We start from the raw sequence: 18,939 nt of genomic DNA, 5'->3' as shown, positions 1-18,939 counted from the left end.
ACTTTGATGCGGTGTAGATCGTTGTGGTTGCTGGCAGATGCGAGGTGGCGGTGGCTAGCGATCGTGACAGGGTGCAGGAACTGGACGCGTGGCTGGCGCCATTCCTGGCAGTGATGGGTCGCAGGACGCGTCGGACCTGGGCACCGTTGTACCTGCGTGGCCTGTTGGGTCCGGGCGACCGCAAGAGCCTGTCGCCGATGGCGGAGCGACTGGGTCTGCCGGGTCACGATCAGCTACAGCATTTCATCGCCAGCCCGGCTTGGGACGATGCGCCATTGTGGACGGAACTGGCGCACGAAGCGGATCGCCTGGTGGGCGGGCCAGACGCCTATCTGGTAATCGACGATACGGCCTTGCCGAAGAAGGGGGTGCTGTCGGTCGGGGTGGCGCGGCAATACTGCGGCGCACTGGGCAAACAGGCGAACTGCCAGTCGCTGGTTTCCTCGACGCTGGCGCAAGGCGAGGTGCCGGTTCCGGTCGGACTACGGTTGTTCCTGCCCGAGGCGTGGACGAGTGAGCCGGGCCGCTGCTCGCAAGCGGGTGTGCCTGAAGATGCGATGATGCCGCGGACCAAGGGCGAGATCGCATTGGCGGAGATCGATCGTATCCGGGCGGCCGGTGCGCGCTTTGGTACGGTGCTGGCTGACGCCGGCTACGGTACCAGCGCGACTTTCCGTCACGAACTGGATGCGCGCGGGCTACGCTGGGCGGTGGGGATCGTGAAGAACCAGAAGGTCTACGATGCCGATGTGCGGATCGTGCCTCCTGCCGGACGCGCCCGCAAGCCGGTGCCGGACAGGGAGCCACGCGACGCCGAGACGATGCTGGCCGGGCTGGCGTGGCGGCATGGGACGAGGGGCAAGCTGGCGGCCCGGTTCGCGATGTGCCGGGTGCGCGTCGGCGATGGCCCGACCTGGGGCAACAACCGTCACCTGCCCGGCGCAGAGGTCTGGCTGGTCGGCGAATGGCGCTCGTCGGGCGAGCGCAAATACTATCTGTCGAACCTGCCGGCCGACACGACGCGCCGCGCCTTGGCAGGAGCGATCAAGGCGCGCTGGGTATGCGAGCAGGGTCACCAGCAATTGAAGGAGGAACTGGGCCTCGACCATTTCGAAGGGCGGTCATGGACCGGCCTGCACCGACATGCGCTGATGGCGTGTATCGCCTGTGCCTATCTCCAGCACCTGCGCCTCGCCGAACATCGTCGGACGGGGCGGGGAAAAAATGACGACCGGACTACCGGGACCGCCGCCAGCACCAAGCCTGCCCGCGGTCCGACAAGCCATCATCGGCAAACTTTTCGAACGTCTCGTTCCACCCGTCTGCTGCCCACACTGTCAAAAACGCTTTCGGCTGCCTTCTGACATCAAAGTGCCCAGGTAGTGCTAGGCGGCGTGGACAAAATGGCTTGGTATCGTGGCAAGGTAGGATAGCATCTGACGATGCGCTTCCGATCTATTATGGCCTTGATCCCGGCCCTCGCCAGCTGCGCCACATCGCGAGCATTTGAGGAAACCCAGCCAGCCCCCGCACTGCCGACCGCTGAAGAGGTGAGCCGGTATGTCACGTCGCACTGGCCCGACCTGAGCAAGACCTTTGCCCACTTCGCAAATCGTCCCGGACAAACGGCCGAGCTGATCGGGGTGTCAGAGGTTTCTTGCGGGTACACCTACACAACGCCAGAATGCTCGTATCAGGTTGCTGGACGCTTCGGAGATGAGCCGAGGGTTCAGCATCGCCTGTTTTCGCAGTTTGATCGGGACGCTGCCGGAAACTTAGTCGAGGTGATCGTCATGTGGCATGAGCGGCGCCGATAATTGAAGATGCCTCGCGCTGGCGTTGACGGAACAATCCAAGGTTGATTCAAGGCTGCCTTTTGGAGGCAAGGTTGAGCCGGGGCGATCTGACCGAGGCGGAATGGCGCATCCTGAAGGACCTGCTGCCGATAGAGAGCAAGAACCGTGGTTGGGGCAGGCCTCCCGAGCAGAACCGCTCGATCATTAACGGCATACTCTGGCGGCTCCGGTGCGGTGCGCCGTGGCGTGATGTGCCGCCCAAATACTGGAACTGGAACACCATCTATCGCCGGTTCCGTCGGTGGAGCGAGGCCGGGGTCTGGGAGATCGTAGCAGTAACTTTGGCCGAGATCATGGCGGACACCGGCCACTACAGCATCGACAGCACCATCGTCTGCGCCCACGTCTCGGCAGCGGGCGGAAAAGGGGGGCTCATCGACGCGCTCTTGGCCGCTCGCGGGGCGGGTTCATTAGTAAGCTTCACTGCCTGGCTGATGCCCTCGGGCGACCGCTCGCCTTCCACCTGACCGGCGGCGAGGCGGCAGACTGCAAGGCGTATGACGCCCTGATCGTCCTTCCCGAGCGCACACCAGATGCGCTTCTGGCCGACAAGGGCTACGATGCCGACGCCATCCGTGCCGACCTTGCCAAACGGAACATCGAGCCCGTCATTCCCAGCCGCTCAAACCGCCGGATGAAGATCGAGCATGACCGGGTACTTTACAGGCAACGTAACCGCATCGAGCGCATGTTCGGTCACCTTAAGATCAACCGCGCCATCGCCACCCGTTATGATCAGCTCGCCAGCAGCTTCCTCGGCATGGTCCATCTCGCCACAGCAAAGTACTGGCTCAAATTTGTCCACGCCGCCTAGGCAGATGTAATCGCCGAATTAAAGCGGTCGGGGTAGCGTAGCCCGGCGACGAGTGTGGTCGTTCGGTGTTAACGATTTGTAATCTATACAATAAATTGGGTCATGAGGGATCCTGATCGGCGCCGATCGGGACCCCTCATGACCCAAAGCTTCGTGGCAGATTCAACAGCTTGGCAAGACTTTGTCGGGGTCCCACTTTTGGCGCCGATCCACATCGCCGTCCCGGCTGCACCCTGGCTTTTGCCCAAGCGAGATATCGGCGACGAATATTATTCGGTAGGGTTGCGACTATGGCTCTGAGCCCTCGAAGCCTTGGAGCTTCGCTGTGTCGTCCAGACGAACAAGCATATGGCTTGCTGGTTGAAGTTGGATTAAACTAATACTATATCATCCAGTATAAACCAGGAGAGCTTCATGGCGACACAATCAGCAAGTGCAGAGGTGGCAGACGTCATCTACCGGCGGATGCAAAACGGTGCCGCGTTGGTCGCGCGATCGCTGTCACCGGCGCACCTGAAAGATGTGGCTGGCACCGCAGACTTCACCCAGATGCTGCTCGCGATCTTGCGTAATACGCCCGCTGTCGATCCCGAGGAACTCCGTGTCGCTGAGCAGCTGGCTCGAACGGCTGCGTTCAAACGCGACCTCGTCTCGCAGGCGGGCGGGGCGCTTACCGCTGAACAGGTGCGTGCGCTGCTCGGCTATCGGTCGGTGCAGGCGGTGCATAAGGCGGTGACGAGCCACCGCTTGCTTGTTGTCGATGACAATGGTCGCAAGCTCTTCCCTGCCTTTCAGTTCGATGGCGGCAGCATCGCTCCCGGCATGGCGGCGGTGCTCGCCGCGACGCCGACCACCAGTCCCTGGGCGCTGTTGCAGTTCATGGTCGAGGGCGACGAAGGACTGGGCGAGGACCTGCCGATGACGATGGTTACCGGCGGTCCGGATACGATCCAGCGTCTTGTCCGGTTTGCCGCCACGCTCGAGGATTGAGGCGTGGCACGACCGGGACGACCGACGACGACGATCACTGCCAACGACATATTGTACCGCATCCATGCGTCGGACCGTGGCGCGCGCTTCTACGGCAAGCGTGACGCAACGTGGCGTTGGGACGATCCAAGCGGCACCTATGGGGTACTCTATCTTGGGCTGACACGCGACGGCCCCTTTGCCGAAACGCTGCTGCGCCGACCTTCGCAGAAGGTTGTGGTTTGGAGCGAGATCGCAAAGCGCCGCTTTGCGCGGTTTTGTGTAATCGAGCCACTGCGTCTCGCCGACGCGCACGGCAAGGGTTTAGGCTGGGCGGGAGTTACCGTGGCCGAGGTCGCCGCCGATCACGATGGCAAAACCTATCCCGGCGCCTATGCCCGCACCCAAGCGATCTCGGCCACCGTCCACGCCACAACCGACCTCGACGGTGTAGCCTATCGCTCCCGCCTCGATCCCGACCAGTTCTGCATCGCGCTGTTCGATCGCGCCGATCAGAAGATCAAGCTGATCGAGCAAGGCGAGCCGATCGATCGCGGATGGGTCGACGACCTGCTGGATGCACATGGGAAGTACGTCGTGGATATTTGACCAACGACCTGCATGGCGTCCTGAAACAGGATGCCATGCCTCAGCGGATCGCCACCACCTTGACCTCGGCAGCGGCGGCGATCTCCTTCCATGTGCGGTCAGCGGTCCAGGCGGGCAGGGCGTCGCGCCTGGCAAGTGCCAGGCAGAAGCGCTCGCCAAGCGAAAGGCCACCTTCAAGCGCTTGGGCGGACAGCCGCGCGGCGTCGCGGGCGAGCGCGGCATCGGCCGGAACCAGCGTGATCGGCAGCGAGCGCAGCATGCGGTCGACCGCGTCGTCGGGCATGCCGATCTTGTGATAGTGCGAGGCGACCTCGGCCATGCTGACGACTGACATGCGCGCGCCAGCGAGCGCGCCCTCGACCTTCTTGGCGCCGGCCTCGCCGCGCAGCAGGGCAAGCAGCGCGGAGGCGTCGAGCACGACGCTCATTCGCCGCTCTCGCGCGCACGATCGGCGAGGAAGGCATCGACGTTGCCGCCGGGGGCATCGCGGTATTGCCGGGCGAGCGCCTGTGCCTGTGCCACGATCTGCGGCATGGTGCGCAGCATGACACCGTCATCGGTCTCATCGAGATAGACCGTACCGCCGCTTGCAAGGCCCAGTCGCTTGCGGATGTCGGCGGGCAGGCTCATGCGCCCGTTCGGTGTAATGTTGACTTGCACGGTCATTGTGACGGTCCGCTACTCGATGGGGCTTCAGCGAAACGATAGCGTCGTTCATTTCACTGTTCAACCATGGTCCTGATGATAGCAAATACCAGTGATATGACACAAATATCACTATGCGCCATGCGCTATCCTATCACTTTCCATAATCGGACATTATGGTATGCACAGACTGGTTATCGGGCAGAACAGGATCCATAGTGTGACGGTGTGGCAGGACGGTGACGCACCAGTGGTAGCCGACGCGCAAGGTGACACAGGTGGTAGCATCAGTCCTGCAACGGAAATGATGCCACAGCCTAATGGTGATGGCATGACCGTTGCCGCCCCGTATCTCTACCCGCATCCGGAACCTTCAGTCGCAAGCGTGCTCGTTGTTCGCACCGATGGCACGCTACCGCAGCGCCGATCCGCCAGCGATGCCAGTGCCACCCCGGACAACCGCCTGCTCGCCACGCTGGCCCGTGCCGCGCCCGCCGACCTGGCCCCGGTCAGCGCGCTTGGGCTGGAGACCGCGCTCGAGGCGATGGCCGATGCCTCCAAGCTCGCGCTCGCCGCCGACCTCGACTGCTGGCTGACGTGGTGCGCCAGCGAGCGCCGCCTGGCCTGTCCCGCCGATCCGGAGGATCTGGTGCGCTATCTGCGCGCGCTCGAGGCCGATGGGCGCAAGCCCGCGACGCTTGCCCGCCGCATCGCCAGCCTCGCCACTGTTCACCGCCTGCTCGGCAGCGGCGATCCGCCGACCTCGGCGGCGATGGTCCGTAACGCGCTACGCGGCAATCGCCGCCGCCACGGCGCCGCCCAGCGACAAGCCGCTCCCTTGCGCTTCGGCGCCGGGCTTGGCCAAACCAGCGGGTTCACCCTCTCAGGCTTGCTCGCCGCATGTTCCGGTGACGTCCAGGGACTGCGCGACGCCGCGCTGCTCTCGCTCGGCTATGACGCGGGCCTGCGCGTCGGCGAACTGACCGCCGTCACGCTCGCCGATCTCAGACCACAGGCCGACGGCACCGGCCTCCTCCATCTGCCGCGGTCGAAAACCGATCAGGAAGGGGTGGGGGCCTGGGCGTGGCTGTCGGCCGACACCATGCGTCGGGTGGCGGCATGGCGCGCGGAAGCCGCGATTGCCGAGGGCGTGTTGTTCCGCCGGGTGGGGGTCGATCGGCGGCGGCAGCGATCGAAGGAACTGGCCGATGCGCGCTGGGGCGATGAGGACCTCGCGACCGCCGCACTGCTGGTGACCTACACGATCGGCGACGCTCCGCTTACCCGCCAGGGCGTCACCGCCATCTACCGCCGGATCGCGCTGGCTGCTGCGCGCGCCGGGCTGGTCGATGTGGCCCCGGGCGAACTGGACGCGGCGGTCGCCGCGCTCTCGACCCATTCGCTGCGCGTCGGGTTGACCCAGGACCTGTTCGCCGCTGGCGAGGATGGCGCGGGGATCGCGCTCACCCTGCGCTGGTCGTCGCCCTCCACCGCGCTGCGCTACGGTCGCCGGCTACAGGCGCAAAGCGGCGTTGCCGCCCGCGTCCTCTCCCGCGTGCGGAAATGATCATCCCCCGGCTAACCCAGCGTGTCCGCCGAACCGGGGGAAGATTACGTCATACTGCTGCGCCAGTTCGGCCAGCGTCTTCTCGCCCTTCACGGCAGCCAGCGCCACCTTCGCCTTGAACGCCGGGCTGTGGTTCCGGCGCAGTTGCTTGCTCATCTTGCCTCCTGCTCGCGGCCAGGATGGCCGCTATCAGATCGGCAATCCACTCATCCCCGTTGTGCAGATTCCCCGAGCCACCTCTACCCGAGCATAGCCTATCAACACTGTTCGTTATCCCGTTGCAGCCCGCAATCGGCTCGCTCGACCTCAAGGAGGTGCCGCTTGCGTTCCACGCCCCAGCGATAGCCGGACAGGTTCCCATCGTTGCGAACGACCCGGTGGCAGGGGATGGCAACGGCAATGTGATTGGCCGCGCACGCGCCGGCGACGGCGCGGGTTGCGGCGGGCGCGCCGATCCGGCGCGCCACCTCGCTATAGGTCACGGTCGTCCCCGCCGGCACCGCGCGTAGCGCGTGCCAGACCCGCTGCTGGAAAGCGGTGCCCCGCACGTCCAGCGGGAGGTTCAACCCAATGCCCGGTGCCTCTATGAAGCCGACGACGCGCGCGATCGTCTCCTCATAGGCTTCGTCACCGCCGATCAGTTCGGCACGGGGAAACCGGTCCTGTAGATCGCGCACCAGCGCGTCAGGATCATCCCCCAGCAGGATCGCTGCGACTCCCCTGCCGCTCGATGCGACCAGGATCGCACCGAGCGTGCATTCTCCCACGGCAAAGCATAGCCGTTCGCTCGCCCCGCCGGCGCGATAGGTCGATGGCTTCATACCGAGCAAAGCGGTCGACGCCTCGTAGAAGCGACTGTCCGATCCGAAACCGGCATCGTAGATCGCGGCCGTGACCGTTTCGGCCTCATGCAGGCTTCGACGCACGCGCTCGGCACGATGCGCGACCGCATAAGCCCTCGGCGTGAGGCCAGTCGTCGCCTTGAACAGCCGGTGGAAGTAGCCGGGGCTCAACTCGACCGCCTCAGCCAGCGTGGCGAGACTAGGGACGTTCCCGGCAGTCGCGATCAGGCGGCATGCCTGTTCCACGAGAGCGGCATTCTCGGCATCGATGGAGCTGCCCTCGGGATTGCATCGCCGGCAGGGCCTTGCCCCCGTCTCGCGCGCGCCCACCAGCGTGTCGTGGATCGTGACGTTGCCCGGGTTGGCGGTACGCGAGGGGCAGGACGGCCGGCAGTAGATGCCGGTGGTCGCAACGACATACCAAAACTGGCCATCCGCGCTCCTGTCGCGAGCGACGATCCTCGCCCAGCGCGGATCGGATGAAGTGGAGGATGGCATTGTGGCGTTCGGCATGACGATATCCCTATGCTGACCTCACTCTATGACGTGGAGCAAGTCGGTCGGCGCTCCGGTCCTTGCTTTCAAATTCGCCCGAGACCGTGAGTTCGGCAGCAAGAAGCGGAGCGCGGGCCGCGCCTTCCGGCGTCATGATCGCGACTAACTATCGAAGGGAACACCATGAATTCCGAAGTCGCCGTTCTGACGCGGGCCTGTCTCCATGCGACCGAATATCTGCAAGGTCTGGATAGCCGACCGGTGGCGACGACAGTCGGGCTGGCCGAGTTGCGCGACCGATTGAACGTCGAGCTCGGTGCGGCCGGGACACCACCTGAAACTGTCATCGACGATCTGGTAGCTGCAACCGCCGGCGGGCAGCTCGGCTCGGCGAGCGGGCGCTTCTTCGCGTGGGTGATCGGCGGTGCTCTGCCCTCCGCGCTGGCTGCGGACTGGCTCGCATCGACATGGGATGTGAACGCGACGATGTACGCCTGCGGTCCCGCCGCTGCCGTTACGGAGGAAGTCGCTGGTGAATGGGTCAAGGACGTGCTCGACCTGCCCTGCGAGGCTTCGTTCGCTTTCACGACCGGGTGCCAGCTCGCCCATGTGACGTGCCTGGCCGCTGCCCGCCATGCCGTCCTCGATCGGGTCGGTTGGGATGTGGAGAGGGACGGACTGGTCGGAGCGCCTGCCATTCGGGTGTTGGCGACCGACCAGCGGCACGGTTCGATCGAGCGGGCGCTGCGCTTCCTCGGGCTCGGCACACGATCGCTCGTCCCGTTGGCGACAGGCAGCGATGGCCGCCTCGGCGTGCAGGCCTTGGCCGATGCCTTGGTCGCCGGGGACGGTCCGACGATCGTCATCCTCGATGCCGCCGACCTCAACATCGGCGCGTGCGATCCGTTCGCCGCGCTGATCCCGATGGCGCAGGCTGCCGGGGCGTGGGTTCATATCGACGGCGCGTTCGGCTTGTGGGCACGGGCGAGCCGCGAGCATCGCCACCTCGTCGAAGGCGTCGAGCTGGCCGACAGCTGGGCGACGGACGCGCACAAATGGCTCAACACGCCGCAGGACAACGGCATCGCGATCGTGCGCGACCGCGCCGCCCACCGGGCCGCCATGACGCTCTCCGCACACTATCTCATCCCCGGCGGCGATGCGCGCGATGCGATCGACTGGACGCCCGACTGGACCCGCCGCGCGCGCGGCTACGCGATCTATGCCGCCTTGCGCGAACTCGGGCGAGATGGCTTGGCGAACATGATCGATGGCTGCTGTCGCCATGCCTGCGCGCTTGCACGCGGGATCGGCGAACTGGACGGTGCCGAACTGGTGGCGATGCCGAGCCTGAACCAGGGGCTCGTCCGGTTTCTTGATCTGCACGGCCGCACGGAAGCCGACCATGATCGTCATACCGATACGGTGATTGCAGCCATCAACGCGGAAGGAACGGCCTTCTTCAGCGGCACGCTCTGGCAGGGCCGTCGCGCCATGCGGATCAGCGTGGTCAACTGGCGCACGTCGGAAGCCGACGTCGACGCGACGGTGCTGGCCGTCAGCCGCGTGCTTTCCGACCTTACCCCGGCACTGTGACCCGCAGAATTCTCAAATGAGGATCGAGAAACGAGAAACCCCAAGCCTTCTCGAAACCCGTCCAGCATAGAGGTTTGGGAATAGTCTAACCGCCCACAGATGGTCCTAAGGCCTCAATGATCCGGCATTCGGCAATGGTGCCGCCATCGCATGAATCGATCACCGCCTTCAGTTCGCGACGGAGGGCACCCAGGTCAGCAAGCTTTCGATCAACCTCGCGCAAATGCTCATTGGCAATGCGGTCGATGCCGGCGCAGTCGCAGCTACGGTCGTCGGATAGACCTAGGAGCGCTCGCACTTGGTCGAGGGAAAAGCCGAGATCGCGGGCGCGGCGGATGAACGATAGGCGATTTAGCTCAGCCTGCCCATAATCGCGGTAATTACCCGCCGTGCGCGGCGGTTTCGGCAACAGACCGATGCGCTCGTAATAGCGCACCGTCTCAACCTTCGTGTTCGTCGCCTTGCTCAGATCGCCGATTGTCAGCGCCATGCCTTGACCCTGTAGCTACTACAGACACTAGAGGTTGTTATGGACTTGGAAGCGGGCCTGATTCATCCGTTATCGGATGAATATTTGCTGCAAGCCGTATCCGTCTGACGTCAGCGATGAGGAATGGTCGCTGGTCATGCCCTACCTGCTGTTGCAGCGTGAGGATGCGGGTCAGCGCGATCATGACTTGCGCGAGGTGTTCAATGGTCTGCGCTACATCGTGAAGACGGGCGCGCCATGGCGGTGGATGCCCAACGACCTGCCGCCCTGGGCAGCGGTGTATCAGCAGACGCAGCGTTGGCTGGCGGCGGGATGCTTCGAGGCGCTGGTGGACGATCTGCGCGCGGTGCTGCGCCTGGCGGCAGGGCGGACGGCAGAGCCGACGGCCGCGATCATCGACAGCCGGACGCTGCGTTCCACGCCCGAGAGCGGTGAGCGTGCCGGCTACGATGGTGGGAAACGCAAGAAGGGCTCGAAGATCCACATGGCGGTCGACACGCTGGGCCATCTGCTGGCGCTCCACGTCACGCCAGCCAGCGCGGAGGATCGCGGCGAGGTGGAACGGCTTGCTCGTACCGTCCAGGCTGTCACCGAAGACACGGTCGAACTTGCCTGGGTCGATCAGGGCTATACCGGCGAACGTGCCGCCAATGCCGCGGCCAAACACGGCATAGCCCTTGAGGTCGTCAAACTGCCCGAGGCCAAACGCGGCTTCGTCCTCCTGCCGCGACGCTGGGTCGTCGAGCGCTCCTTCGCATGGGCAACCCGCTTCCGACGTCTTGTCAAAGACTATGAACGTTATGCCGAAACACTCGCAGGACTTCACGTCGTTGCCTTCGCATGCCTCATGATGAAACAGGCTGCCGCACTCGCCACAGGTTCATAACAGCCTCTAGATAGGGCGTCATCAAACATTTGTGAGGTGACGGCATGGCAGGAGGTTGTTGCGGCGGTTGCACCGCCCCCGCCGCGAAGAATGAGGATCGGGCGTGGCGGCGAGCGCTTTGGATCGCGCTGGCGATCAACGCCGGCATGTTCGGCGTCGAGATCGCAGCCGGCGTTTCGGCGCAGTCGGCATCCCTCAAGGCCGATGCGCTCGACTTCCTCGGTGATACTGCAAACTATGCCATCAGCCTTGGGGTAGCCGGCTTTGCGCTCCGCTGGCGGGCGCGTGCGGCTCTAGCGAAAGGCGGTTCGCTGATCCTGCTTAGCGCATGGGTAATCGGCAGCACCGTCTGGATGGCGACGAGAGGCACGCTCCCGGCCGCGGAAACGATGGGCGTCGTGGGCGGGCTGGCGCTCGCCGCGAACCTCATATGTGCGGTCATCCTTTGGCGTCATCGACATGGCGAAGCCAATCGCCGGTCTGTTTGGATATGTTCGCGCAACGACGCGATCGGCAACATTGCCGTCGTTGCCGCCGCTTTCGGCGTATTCGGGACGGGCACCGGCTGGCCGGATATCGCGGTTGCCGTGATCCTCGCGGGGCTTGGGCTGTCGGGGGGCTGGCAGATCATACGCCAGGCCCGCGCGGAATTGCACGAGGATCAGTCGGCACCACCGCCGAACCGGAAGCGCACGCCCCCGTTGATCGTGCGGCCTTCCAGCGAGGCCCATTGATCCACAGTCCACGCGCCATCCGGCGCGCGGGATGGCAGCAGCAGAGGGTCATAGCGGGTCTGGCGGACGTTCAGCAGGTTCTCCGCGTTGACGAACAGGCTGACCGATCCCAGCACAAGCTCCCCCATCGCGCCCAGCTCGACATAAGGCCGGCTTCTCGATCGGTAGGGGTTGTCCTCCAAACCCTGCCGGCCTGTGTAATAGGCTTCCAGACCGATCCGACCCCGGCCGCGCTTTTCCCAAACAGCCGTCAGGCCAGCGGTATCGCGCGGGGTCAGTGGCACGGCGCGGCGTCCAAAGGCATCCGGGTTCGGCTCCGTCGCATCAGTGTGGACGTAGCTGCCCGTGAAAGTGATCGCCTTCAAATGATAGCGCAGCAGCAGTTCGGCTCCCCGCGTGCGGGTCACACCATCGGCGTTGCCGAGGGCGACGCGATCGGCGGCAATGTCGCGAAGTTGCACGGCATGGTCGATGTTCGAGCCGAACAGCGTCAGGCTCGCCTCAACGGGGCCTCGCGCATAGCCGAAGTCGATCGACGCGCTGTCCGCCGTCTCGGCACGAAGCCCACGCAGCGGATCAAGCCGAGACAGACCGGCCGCATCGATTTCCTCAACGAACGGCGTGGGCGCGTAGAAGCCCCGACCGAGTGACGCCCGCACCGTCCACGGTCCCGGTTTGAACAGCATCGACACACGCGGGCTTAGCCGGGAGCCATATTCGCTATGATCGTCCCAGCGCGCGCTTCCCGCAAGCGTCAGGTCCGGCAACAGCTTTTGCTCCAGTTGCGCGAACAGCGCCGGCACCCGGTAGGTGTAGTCAAACGCGGGAAAGGTGCGAGAGCGGTAGGTGTCCACCTGATAGGCTGCACCGGCAAGCCATGTGGTCGCACCCGTACCGCCGCCTAGCGATGTTTCGGTCAACAGCGTACGGTGACGATCATTCTCCACGACGTTGCCGAAACGGTGAAGATGCGACTGGGTGACGCCCGACGCGCGGAGGTACAGCGTGCCCAGCCCCTCAATTGGGGTTTGAGCGTTTAACCCGGCATCGAGGCGACGGCTGCGCTGATCCTGAGGAAATGCCGTGCCATCGGGCACTACCCTCCTTAGCAGTGTTCCGCCCTTGCGCTGTTCGGTCATCGCACCAACCGTCAGGAACGCTTTGGCCCCGTTCGCACCATCCCAGAACAGCCGGGGGCGAACGGTCCAGCGATGATAACCCGGTATGTTCGCCCAGCCGTCCCCATCCACGTCCTGCCGGTCCTGCCGGTCCTGCCGGCTGAAACCACCCGTGAGCGAGTAGCTTAGATCGTCGGTGAGCGGCGCTGAATTGTAGGCGGTCACGTCCTGTCCCCCCCGGCTTGTGGCGTTCAACAGGAGTTCGCCCTGTTGTTCAGTTGCGGGCCGACGCGACACGAGGTTGATGACGCCGCCCAGCGCCGAGGGGCCATAGAGCGCCGATGCCGCACCCTTAATGATTTCGACCTGTCCAAGATCGGTAGGTGTAATTTGCAGCAGGCCGATCGAGGGCGTCTGTCCGCCATAGAGTGGCAGGCCGTCAGCAAGGATTTGCGTGTAGCGACCCTTGAGCCCCTGCACGCGGACGTTGGATGCGCCGGTAGCCGGTGACGTTACCTGTACCCGCACACCCGGCGTCTCGTTTACCAGCATGGCGATGTTGCCGGGCGACATGAGGATTTTTTCCTCAATTTCCTCCCGGTCTAGCACCTCGACACGAATCGGTTCGTCCTGCACGCGGCGACCCGTCCGCGTCGCCTGCACGATAATATCCTCGCCTTCCTCTGGTTCCTCGCTGGCAGGGCGATCTTGTGCGAAGGCGGGCGGAGGCGCGAACAAGGATGCCGCGATCGTCAAGGCTGTTGAGGCGACCAGCCCGCGAGCATGTATCTTCATCGCAACTGCTATTCCCGAACTGCGCACCGCCTATGGATGCGTTCGAGCCATTCCATAAGGTCTGTAGTAGCTACAGGGTCAAGCGTGTTTGCCCATTCCCGAAAAGGAAGCTGGATCGAGAACGGCTCGCCGTTCCCAGAACTCGTAGAATCGGGAAGTGGGAATGATCGGCAGCATGGATCGACCCTCTTTACAGGTCGCGCCGCCTCTCTATCTTTCGGGATCTCGCGCAACTGACGCTGAAAGATGGGGACCCATCGGGAAGCGCGGGGGTAGCTCGCCGCGCGTCTGGGCATCCTTCCCGTATGGAGAATGTAGATGCCCGAACTGACCAGCCTGCTGACCTTTGCGGCTATCGCTCTCGGCATGGTCCTGACACCGGGACCGAACATGGTGTACCTCATATCGCGGTCTATCTGTCAGGGCAGAACCGCCGGCATGATCTCGCTGGGCGGCGTCGCCCTTGGATTCGTGTTCTACATGCTGTGTGCCGCATTCGGCATCACGGCCCTCGTCCTGGCGGTGCCCTACGCCTACGATACCATCCGCATCGCCGGCGCGCTCTATCTGCTGTGGCTCGCGTGGCAGGCGGTCCGTCCCGGTGGCCGCTCGCCGTTCCAGGTCAGGGACTTGCCCGAGGACGGGCCGCGCAAACTCTTCCTTATGGGCTTCCTGACCAACTTGCTAAATCCGAAGATCGCCGTGATGTACCTGTCCCTGCTGCCGCAATTCATCGATCCGGCACGCGGCAGCGTGCTGGGGCAGGCTCTCGTCCTCGGGACGGTTCAGATCGTCATCAGCGTATTCGTAAACGCCATGATTGCAGTGTCGGCCGCGTCGATCGCTGTGTTCCTCACCCAGCGTCCGACGTTCGCGCTCGTCCAGCGCTGGGTTATGGGGACAATGCTTGCCGGTCTGGCCGTCAGGATGGCAACGGAAGCGCGCCGGTAGTCCGGGATGATTGCCCGCTCACCGTTGGCGCGTTGCCGGCGGTGAGCGAAAGGGTGGATCATTCCCCTTCGGGAATGGATGGTGGATCGGGAAATGCAGACACGTTCCAAAGCCGGCTGCGCGCTGGTCGGTCACATCAGCCGATCCGCACGCAGCGGATCGAAGCGGACGATCTCGCGCAGGCTGACGAGCGTCTCGAACATCCGCACGTCCTCATCCGCCGCAAGAACTTCGTCGGAGAATCGCTGATACTCCTCGATGGAGGCGACCGCGACGATCAGCAGGAAGTCCGTGCGCCCCGTGACGTTCCACGCCGCCACCACCTCGGGCTGACGCTGCATCTTCAGCGCGAACGCCTGCTCCGCGCGCAGGTTGCTCTGGTGCAGTTCGACCAGGACGTGGATCGTGATCGCCGGCTTCAGCCGTGCCGGATCGATCACGGCGACGTCGGCCACGATGACCCCGATCGCGCGCAGCCGGCGCAACCGGCGAAGCACCGCGCTTTCCGACAGGCCGACCCGCTCGGCGATCGTCCGTGCAGGTTCGAGGTTGTTGCGTCGGACCATCGCGAGGATGCGATGATCGAAGGCGTCGAGGTCAGCGGTTTCCGTCATAATGACGATATGGATGATGGATTTCAGCGTCACACGCCAGAACTAGCCGCATCTCGGCGCGACCATATCGCTATTCTGGCACCATGAAATTTCAGACCACAGCCACGTTATCGCGCTTCGCGAGCCACCGTTTCCTGCCCTACGCGGCATTGCTTGCGGCGATCCTGACCTTTTGTCTCGGCACCTCGTTCGCCAAGTCGCTCTTTCCGTTGGTGGGCGCCGAAGGCACGACCGCCTATCGCGTCGGCTTCGCGGCCTTCATCCTGCTCGCCGTCATGCGACCGTGGCGGACGCCACTGAATCGCCGCGATCTGCTGAGGATCATTCCCTACGGGGTGGCGCTGGGCACGATGAACCTGTGCTTCTATCTGTCGCTGCGGACCATCCCGCTCGGCCTGGCGATCGCGATCGAGTTCCTCGGTCCACTGACGGTGTCGCTGCTCTATTCACGCAGGCCGATCCAGTTCGGGATGGTGGGACTGGCGGTGGCGGGATTGCTCCTGCTGCTGCCGTGGCGCCCGACCGATCATGCGCTCGATCCGACCGGGATTCTGTTCGCTCTTGCGGCGGCGTTGTGCTGGGCACTCTACATCGTGCTCGGAAAGCGGACCGCGCATCTGCCATCCGGGCAAACCGTCGCGCTCGGCATGGTATCGGCTGCGATTATCGTCGTCCCGATCGGCATCCATCAGGCGGGCGCGGCCCTGCTGACGCCGGGATGGATCGTCATGGGCCTCGCCGCAGCCCTGCTGTCCAGTGCCATTCCCTACTCGCTGGAGATGGTCGCTTTGAAATCCATCCCGGCCAGCAGTTTGGGGGTGTTGCTGAGCATCGAGCCGGCTGTCGGCGCGATCATCGGTGCGACTGTGCTGGGCGAGGTTCTGACCGGCCTCCAATGGTTCGCCGTCGCGCTCGTCGTTGGCGCATCGATCGGCATGGTTCTGACGAACAAGACGGTAAAGGCGTCGTAAGGATGATCGACGCAGGCGGCAGGAGCGTTCCCGATTAGGATGGCATTTTGAGAATCCCACAAGCGTTCCCGGTTTATAGGGCGACGTTGGGATTCCTCTGGCTGATATGATCCATCACGGCGATTCCGTTAAAGTAGCACCCTATTAAAGCAGAGTGCGCTTGCGCCGAGCGCAGCGGCGTCTCCCGTCACTTTCGACACCAGCAATTCTGGGAACTCGCGGTCGCGCCCGCGGACCGGCACGCTGTGGAAGGATAGGCGCGCCGCCAACCGGTCGGCCAGAAACGGAGGGAGGCGTCCGCCAATGACGATCACGTCCGGGTCGATGATGGCACTAATTGCAGAGATAATGGCGGAGGTCGTCGGGGCCGATCGCTCCAGCCAATTTTCGATCGTCGCGTCGGCATCGGGCAGGTTCGTCAGCAGGTCGGCCAGGCTGTCATAGACGTGACCGTCTTCCGCAAGCATCGCGCGTAAAGACGCCAACGTCGGTCGATCGGCCCGCATGGCCGGCGGTAGCATGCCGGTGAACTCGCCAGCATTTCCGCGACTGCCGCGTAGGAGCTGCCCATCCTGAACGATGCCACCGCCCAATCCGGCATCGATATAGAGATAGGCGAGGCTGGAGGCCGTCTCCCCTTGGCCATAGATATATTCGCCTAGCGCCGCCGCATTGCCGTCATTATCGACGACCACCTCGAGCCCGAGCGCCCGACCCAAGTCATGCTCGAGATCGGCGGTGGCCCAATCCTCCATGCCGAGCGGCGCGTTGATCCGCAGCGGATCGCGCACGAAGAAGCCCGGCAATGCGAGGCCGAGGCCGCAGAGGCGGTCGGGCGGTACGGCGGCATCCTCGACAAGCCGGTCGATCAGTCCAGCGATGGCGGCGACTATCTCTTCGCGCGATGCGCCAGCGGTCGGTGCGGTCCGGGATTCGACAACACGACCCGACAGATGCACAAGATCGACCGTCATCATGTCGGCGCGGACCGCAACGCCGAACGCATAGGCGGCATGCGGCGCGAGTAATAGCGGGAGGCTGGGCTGGCCGGTCCGACTCATCATCACTTTATCATCGGCGATCAGCAGCCCGTCACGCAGCAGCTGGTCGGCGAGGCGACTGACGGTCGGCAGCGCCAGGCCCGATCGACGCGTCAGTTCGGCGCGCGACAGCGGAGCATCACGGCGGATGGCGCCGAGTAGATTACGCTCGTTGGAACTGAGGGCGCGGAATGCATTGTGCTGCCACATCGCCCGTCCAAAGCGTGGGTTCGCCGCACCCGCCGGTTTACGCACCAATGTCCTCCAATCACCTTAAGTAATGGCGACTATGTTAGCATAGCATCGCGCTGTCCACGGCGGACCCATGTCAGCGCCGCGACGACGATCGCTCCGATCAGCGTTGTGGCGGCCATCATCATCGCCAGCGCTTGTCCATCGGTTCGCGCGAACCCTCCGTCGAACATCGCGCCAACGGCAATAATCGCGCAACCCTGCGCCGACTTGGCGATCGCGGTGAAGCGGCCGATGGTCGCTAGTGCATTGCCCCGCGCGCCCAACCGGGCAATGCCCGACCACAGCACGAACAGTACGCCGCCCGCCCCGATACCGTAGAGCAGGGCTGCCGCCGCGCCGACCGCCAAGACCCCGTGCGGTGCCGGTACGAGCAGGCCGCTACCGACGACCATCATCGCGAGCGCCCATCCAAGCAACGATCGAGGTCCTGCGCGGACGCTCGCCCTGAGCCACACCGTTTGAGAGAGTACGGCACCGGCTGCGACCGTACCCAAAAACATGCCGGCGGAAAGCCCGCCGCCCATGCCGTACATCGCCAGATAGGGTTCGACCTGGCCGAAGATCGTCGTCACGACCGTCAGGACCGCCATCATCGAGGTGAGGTAAAGCATGTTATGCGCGCGAGCCGGACTAGGGACCGCGCCAGCCATCTGCGGGGGACGTTCGGGTGTGATGCGCGCCAACACGACCGCCCCGCCAAGCGCCATCGTTACGAGCACCAAGACCAACAGCAGAAACGACGTGTCAGGACGCGTGCCCGCCATGACCGGCACGAAGGCGATGGCGAGTATCGTTCGGGCGATGGCGCCCGCCCCGTTGCGCACGGCGGTCAGCCGTCGTCGCTGTTCGTCGTTCGACGGCGCCATCGCGAGCAGCGCATTCTGCGGCACGTCGAGCAGCGCATAGGCGGCACGGAAGCCGAACAGCGTGACGATCCCGGCACCGAGCCTGATCGTCGGCGGCAGAAACGCAATGGAGGCAAACAGCAACAGCGCGCCGGCGCTGGCAAGTGCCCCCCAGGCCTGTAGCCGTGCAGACCCGGTGGCGGAGCCGAGATCGCTTACCCAACGCACCAAGACCAGGTCCGCCAGCCCCGCGAACAGCAACGAACAACCGATCGCCAGGCCGGCATATAAGGGGGCGACCCCGCAGATTTCGGTCATGAAGAAGGTGAAGTAGAGGTCGCTCGCGGCCCAGAGGAGCGTCTTGCCTCCGTGAGCGGCGCCGTAGGTCCAGGCCAGCGCACGGTCGGACGTCGCGCCCTTGGCGGGTAGCGCGCGACGTTTTCCCATCGGACCACCTCCTATCCTGTGGGACCGAGTTCCCGCCGTGCCGCCTCCAGATCGCCACGGAACTGCGACGATCCGTGCAGCACCGCAACGATCGCGGCCGCAGCCTGCCGCCCGGCCTCAACTGCACTGACGCTGTGCGCGCCGCAGATGACGCGGCTATTACCATATTCGCGGCCACGTTCGAGGATCGCGTCGGCGCGATCGGGCCGAAGCTCGGCGAGGACGAGCGCGACGGACGTTCCCCAGCTGGTATGGCCGGACGGATAGTCGAAGTGACGTGACCCCCGTTTCTTCATCCAGTTGGAACTAGAGACCGGTCCTTGAAGGGACGGACGGAATGAAGCGGAAGCAGTTTTCGGAAGAGCAGATCATTGGCATTCTGAAGGAAGCCGAGGCGGGC

19 protein-coding genes, 1 pseudogene and 1 riboswitch are annotated in these 18,939 nt (G+C 64.3%); of the genes and pseudogenes, 10 read left to right on the top strand and 10 right to left on the bottom strand.

The features are described from left to right. The first annotated feature begins 50 nt into the window (after positions 1 to 50). The 4 genes and pseudogenes from LRA89_RS18760 to LRA89_RS18745 all read left to right on the top strand — a co-directional run bounded on the left by LRA89_RS18760 (position 51) and on the right by LRA89_RS18745 (position 4,248). Positions 51 to 1,364: an IS701 family transposase gene (locus tag LRA89_RS18760; protein WP_268934949.1), complete on the top strand. Its 1,314-nt coding sequence runs from the start codon at positions 51 to 53 to the stop codon at positions 1,362 to 1,364. A 494-nt stretch (positions 1,365 to 1,858) separates the two neighbouring features. Then, a pseudogene (locus LRA89_RS18755) lies at positions 1,859 to 2,670 on the top strand (IS5 family transposase). A gap of 414 nt (positions 2,671 to 3,084) precedes the next feature. Beyond that, positions 3,085 to 3,660, top strand: coding sequence for a hypothetical protein (locus tag LRA89_RS18750; RefSeq protein ID WP_230772501.1), 576 nt, complete (start codon positions 3,085 to 3,087; stop codon positions 3,658 to 3,660). A gap of 51 nt (positions 3,661 to 3,711) precedes the next feature. Next, positions 3,712 to 4,248 carry an RES family NAD+ phosphorylase gene (locus LRA89_RS18745; protein WP_230772500.1) on the top strand — a complete coding sequence of 179 codons (537 nt, stop codon included), beginning with the start codon at positions 3,712 to 3,714 and terminating at the stop codon, positions 4,246 to 4,248. A gap of 40 nt (positions 4,249 to 4,288) precedes the next feature. Here LRA89_RS18745 and LRA89_RS18740 read toward each other — a convergent pair whose 3' ends face one another. Together LRA89_RS18740 and LRA89_RS18735 are read right to left on the bottom strand one after the other, a co-directional pair. Further along, a complete protein-coding gene (locus tag LRA89_RS18740) occupies positions 4,289 to 4,675 on the bottom strand; it encodes a PIN domain-containing protein (protein ID WP_230772498.1) in 387 nt (128 codons plus the stop codon). Next, the gene (locus LRA89_RS18735; protein ID WP_230772497.1) at positions 4,672 to 4,914 is read right to left on the bottom strand and encodes an AbrB/MazE/SpoVT family DNA-binding domain-containing protein; all 243 of its coding nucleotides are present in this window, start codon (positions 4,912 to 4,914) and stop codon (positions 4,672 to 4,674) included. The genes LRA89_RS18740 and LRA89_RS18735 overlap by 4 nt, the downstream gene beginning before the upstream one ends. 310 nt (positions 4,915 to 5,224) lie before the next feature. On the opposite strand from LRA89_RS18735, the gene LRA89_RS18730 reads away from it, so the two are divergent. Beyond that, positions 5,225 to 6,460 carry a tyrosine-type recombinase/integrase gene (locus LRA89_RS18730; RefSeq protein ID WP_230772496.1) on the top strand — a complete coding sequence of 412 codons (1,236 nt, stop codon included), beginning with the start codon at positions 5,225 to 5,227 and terminating at the stop codon, positions 6,458 to 6,460. Here the strand turns inward: LRA89_RS18730 and LRA89_RS18725 are convergent, their stop codons facing one another. Together LRA89_RS18725 and ada are read right to left on the bottom strand one after the other, a co-directional pair. After that, the gene (locus LRA89_RS18725; RefSeq protein WP_230772545.1) at positions 6,461 to 6,616 is read right to left on the bottom strand and encodes a transposase; all 156 of its coding nucleotides are present in this window, start codon (positions 6,614 to 6,616) and stop codon (positions 6,461 to 6,463) included. Between the two features lie 101 nt (positions 6,617 to 6,717). Further along, the gene (ada, locus tag LRA89_RS18720; RefSeq protein WP_230772541.1) at positions 6,718 to 7,800 is read right to left on the bottom strand and encodes a bifunctional DNA-binding transcriptional regulator/O6-methylguanine-DNA methyltransferase Ada; all 1,083 of its coding nucleotides are present in this window, start codon (positions 7,798 to 7,800) and stop codon (positions 6,718 to 6,720) included. 297 nt (positions 7,801 to 8,097) lie between these two features. On the opposite strand from ada, the gene LRA89_RS18715 reads away from it, so the two are divergent. After that, a complete protein-coding gene (locus tag LRA89_RS18715; protein WP_230772495.1) occupies positions 8,098 to 9,393 on the top strand; it encodes a pyridoxal phosphate-dependent decarboxylase family protein in 1,296 nt (431 codons plus the stop codon). An 85-nt stretch (positions 9,394 to 9,478) separates the two neighbouring features. On the opposite strand, the gene LRA89_RS18710 is transcribed toward LRA89_RS18715, so the two are convergent. Next, positions 9,479 to 9,883: a MerR family transcriptional regulator gene (locus LRA89_RS18710; protein WP_230772494.1), complete on the bottom strand. Its 405-nt coding sequence runs from the start codon at positions 9,881 to 9,883 to the stop codon at positions 9,479 to 9,481. Between the two features lie 76 nt (positions 9,884 to 9,959). Here LRA89_RS18710 and LRA89_RS18705 point away from each other — a divergent pair, with 76 nt between their 5' ends. Both LRA89_RS18705 and LRA89_RS18700 read left to right on the top strand, forming a co-directional pair. Next, a complete protein-coding gene (locus LRA89_RS18705; protein WP_230772493.1) occupies positions 9,960 to 10,769 on the top strand; it encodes an IS5 family transposase in 810 nt (269 codons plus the stop codon). Positions 10,770 to 10,813: 44 nt separating this feature from the next. Beyond that, positions 10,814 to 11,503 carry a cation transporter gene (locus LRA89_RS18700; protein WP_230772491.1) on the top strand — a complete coding sequence of 230 codons (690 nt, stop codon included), beginning with the start codon at positions 10,814 to 10,816 and terminating at the stop codon, positions 11,501 to 11,503. Here the strand turns inward: LRA89_RS18700 and LRA89_RS18695 are convergent. Continuing rightward, on the bottom strand, positions 11,431 to 13,416 hold the full coding sequence (locus LRA89_RS18695) for a TonB-dependent receptor plug domain-containing protein (RefSeq protein WP_230772489.1): 1,986 nt from the start codon (positions 13,414 to 13,416) through the stop codon (positions 11,431 to 11,433). The two genes, LRA89_RS18700 and LRA89_RS18695, sit on opposite strands and share 73 nt — an antisense overlap. A 219-nt stretch (positions 13,417 to 13,635) precedes the next feature. Next, positions 13,636 to 13,717, top strand: a riboswitch (ZMP/ZTP riboswitch). A 17-nt stretch (positions 13,718 to 13,734) separates the two neighbouring features. Between LRA89_RS18695 and LRA89_RS18690 the strand changes: the two genes are divergently transcribed. Further along, positions 13,735 to 14,367 (top strand): LysE family translocator, encoded by a 633-nt coding sequence (locus LRA89_RS18690; protein ID WP_230772488.1) that lies wholly within the window; start codon positions 13,735 to 13,737, stop codon positions 14,365 to 14,367. 131 nt (positions 14,368 to 14,498) lie between these two features. Here LRA89_RS18690 and LRA89_RS18685 read toward each other — a convergent pair whose 3' ends face one another. Then, positions 14,499 to 14,981, bottom strand: coding sequence for an Lrp/AsnC family transcriptional regulator (locus LRA89_RS18685; RefSeq protein WP_230772487.1), 483 nt, complete (start codon positions 14,979 to 14,981; stop codon positions 14,499 to 14,501). A gap of 83 nt (positions 14,982 to 15,064) precedes the next feature. On the opposite strand from LRA89_RS18685, the gene LRA89_RS18680 reads away from it, so the two are divergent. Continuing rightward, positions 15,065 to 15,952 carry an EamA family transporter gene (locus LRA89_RS18680; protein ID WP_230772486.1) on the top strand — a complete coding sequence of 296 codons (888 nt, stop codon included), beginning with the start codon at positions 15,065 to 15,067 and terminating at the stop codon, positions 15,950 to 15,952. Positions 15,953 to 16,080: 128 nt separating this feature from the next. On the opposite strand, the gene LRA89_RS18675 is transcribed toward LRA89_RS18680, so the two are convergent. The 3 genes from LRA89_RS18675 to LRA89_RS18665 are packed head-to-tail and all read right to left on the bottom strand — an operon-like array spanning position 16,081 to position 18,835. Next, on the bottom strand, positions 16,081 to 17,247 hold the full coding sequence (locus LRA89_RS18675) for an ROK family transcriptional regulator (protein ID WP_230772485.1): 1,167 nt from the start codon (positions 17,245 to 17,247) through the stop codon (positions 16,081 to 16,083). Positions 17,248 to 17,279: 32 nt separating this feature from the next. After that, a complete protein-coding gene (locus LRA89_RS18670; protein ID WP_230772484.1) occupies positions 17,280 to 18,539 on the bottom strand; it encodes an MFS transporter in 1,260 nt (419 codons plus the stop codon). A gap of 11 nt (positions 18,540 to 18,550) precedes the next feature. After that, positions 18,551 to 18,835 carry a phosphatase PAP2 family protein gene (locus tag LRA89_RS18665; protein WP_230772482.1) on the bottom strand — a complete coding sequence of 95 codons (285 nt, stop codon included), beginning with the start codon at positions 18,833 to 18,835 and terminating at the stop codon, positions 18,551 to 18,553. Positions 18,836 to 18,939 lie beyond the last annotated feature (104 nt).

Origin of the sequence: Sphingomonas sp. Leaf4 (assembly GCF_920939515.1) — a bacterium.
Classification (GTDB): Bacteria; Pseudomonadota; Alphaproteobacteria; order Sphingomonadales; family Sphingomonadaceae; genus Sphingomonas.
The sequence above is the reverse complement of the archived record's forward strand: the minus strand, read 5'-3'. Positions and strand labels throughout refer to the sequence as shown.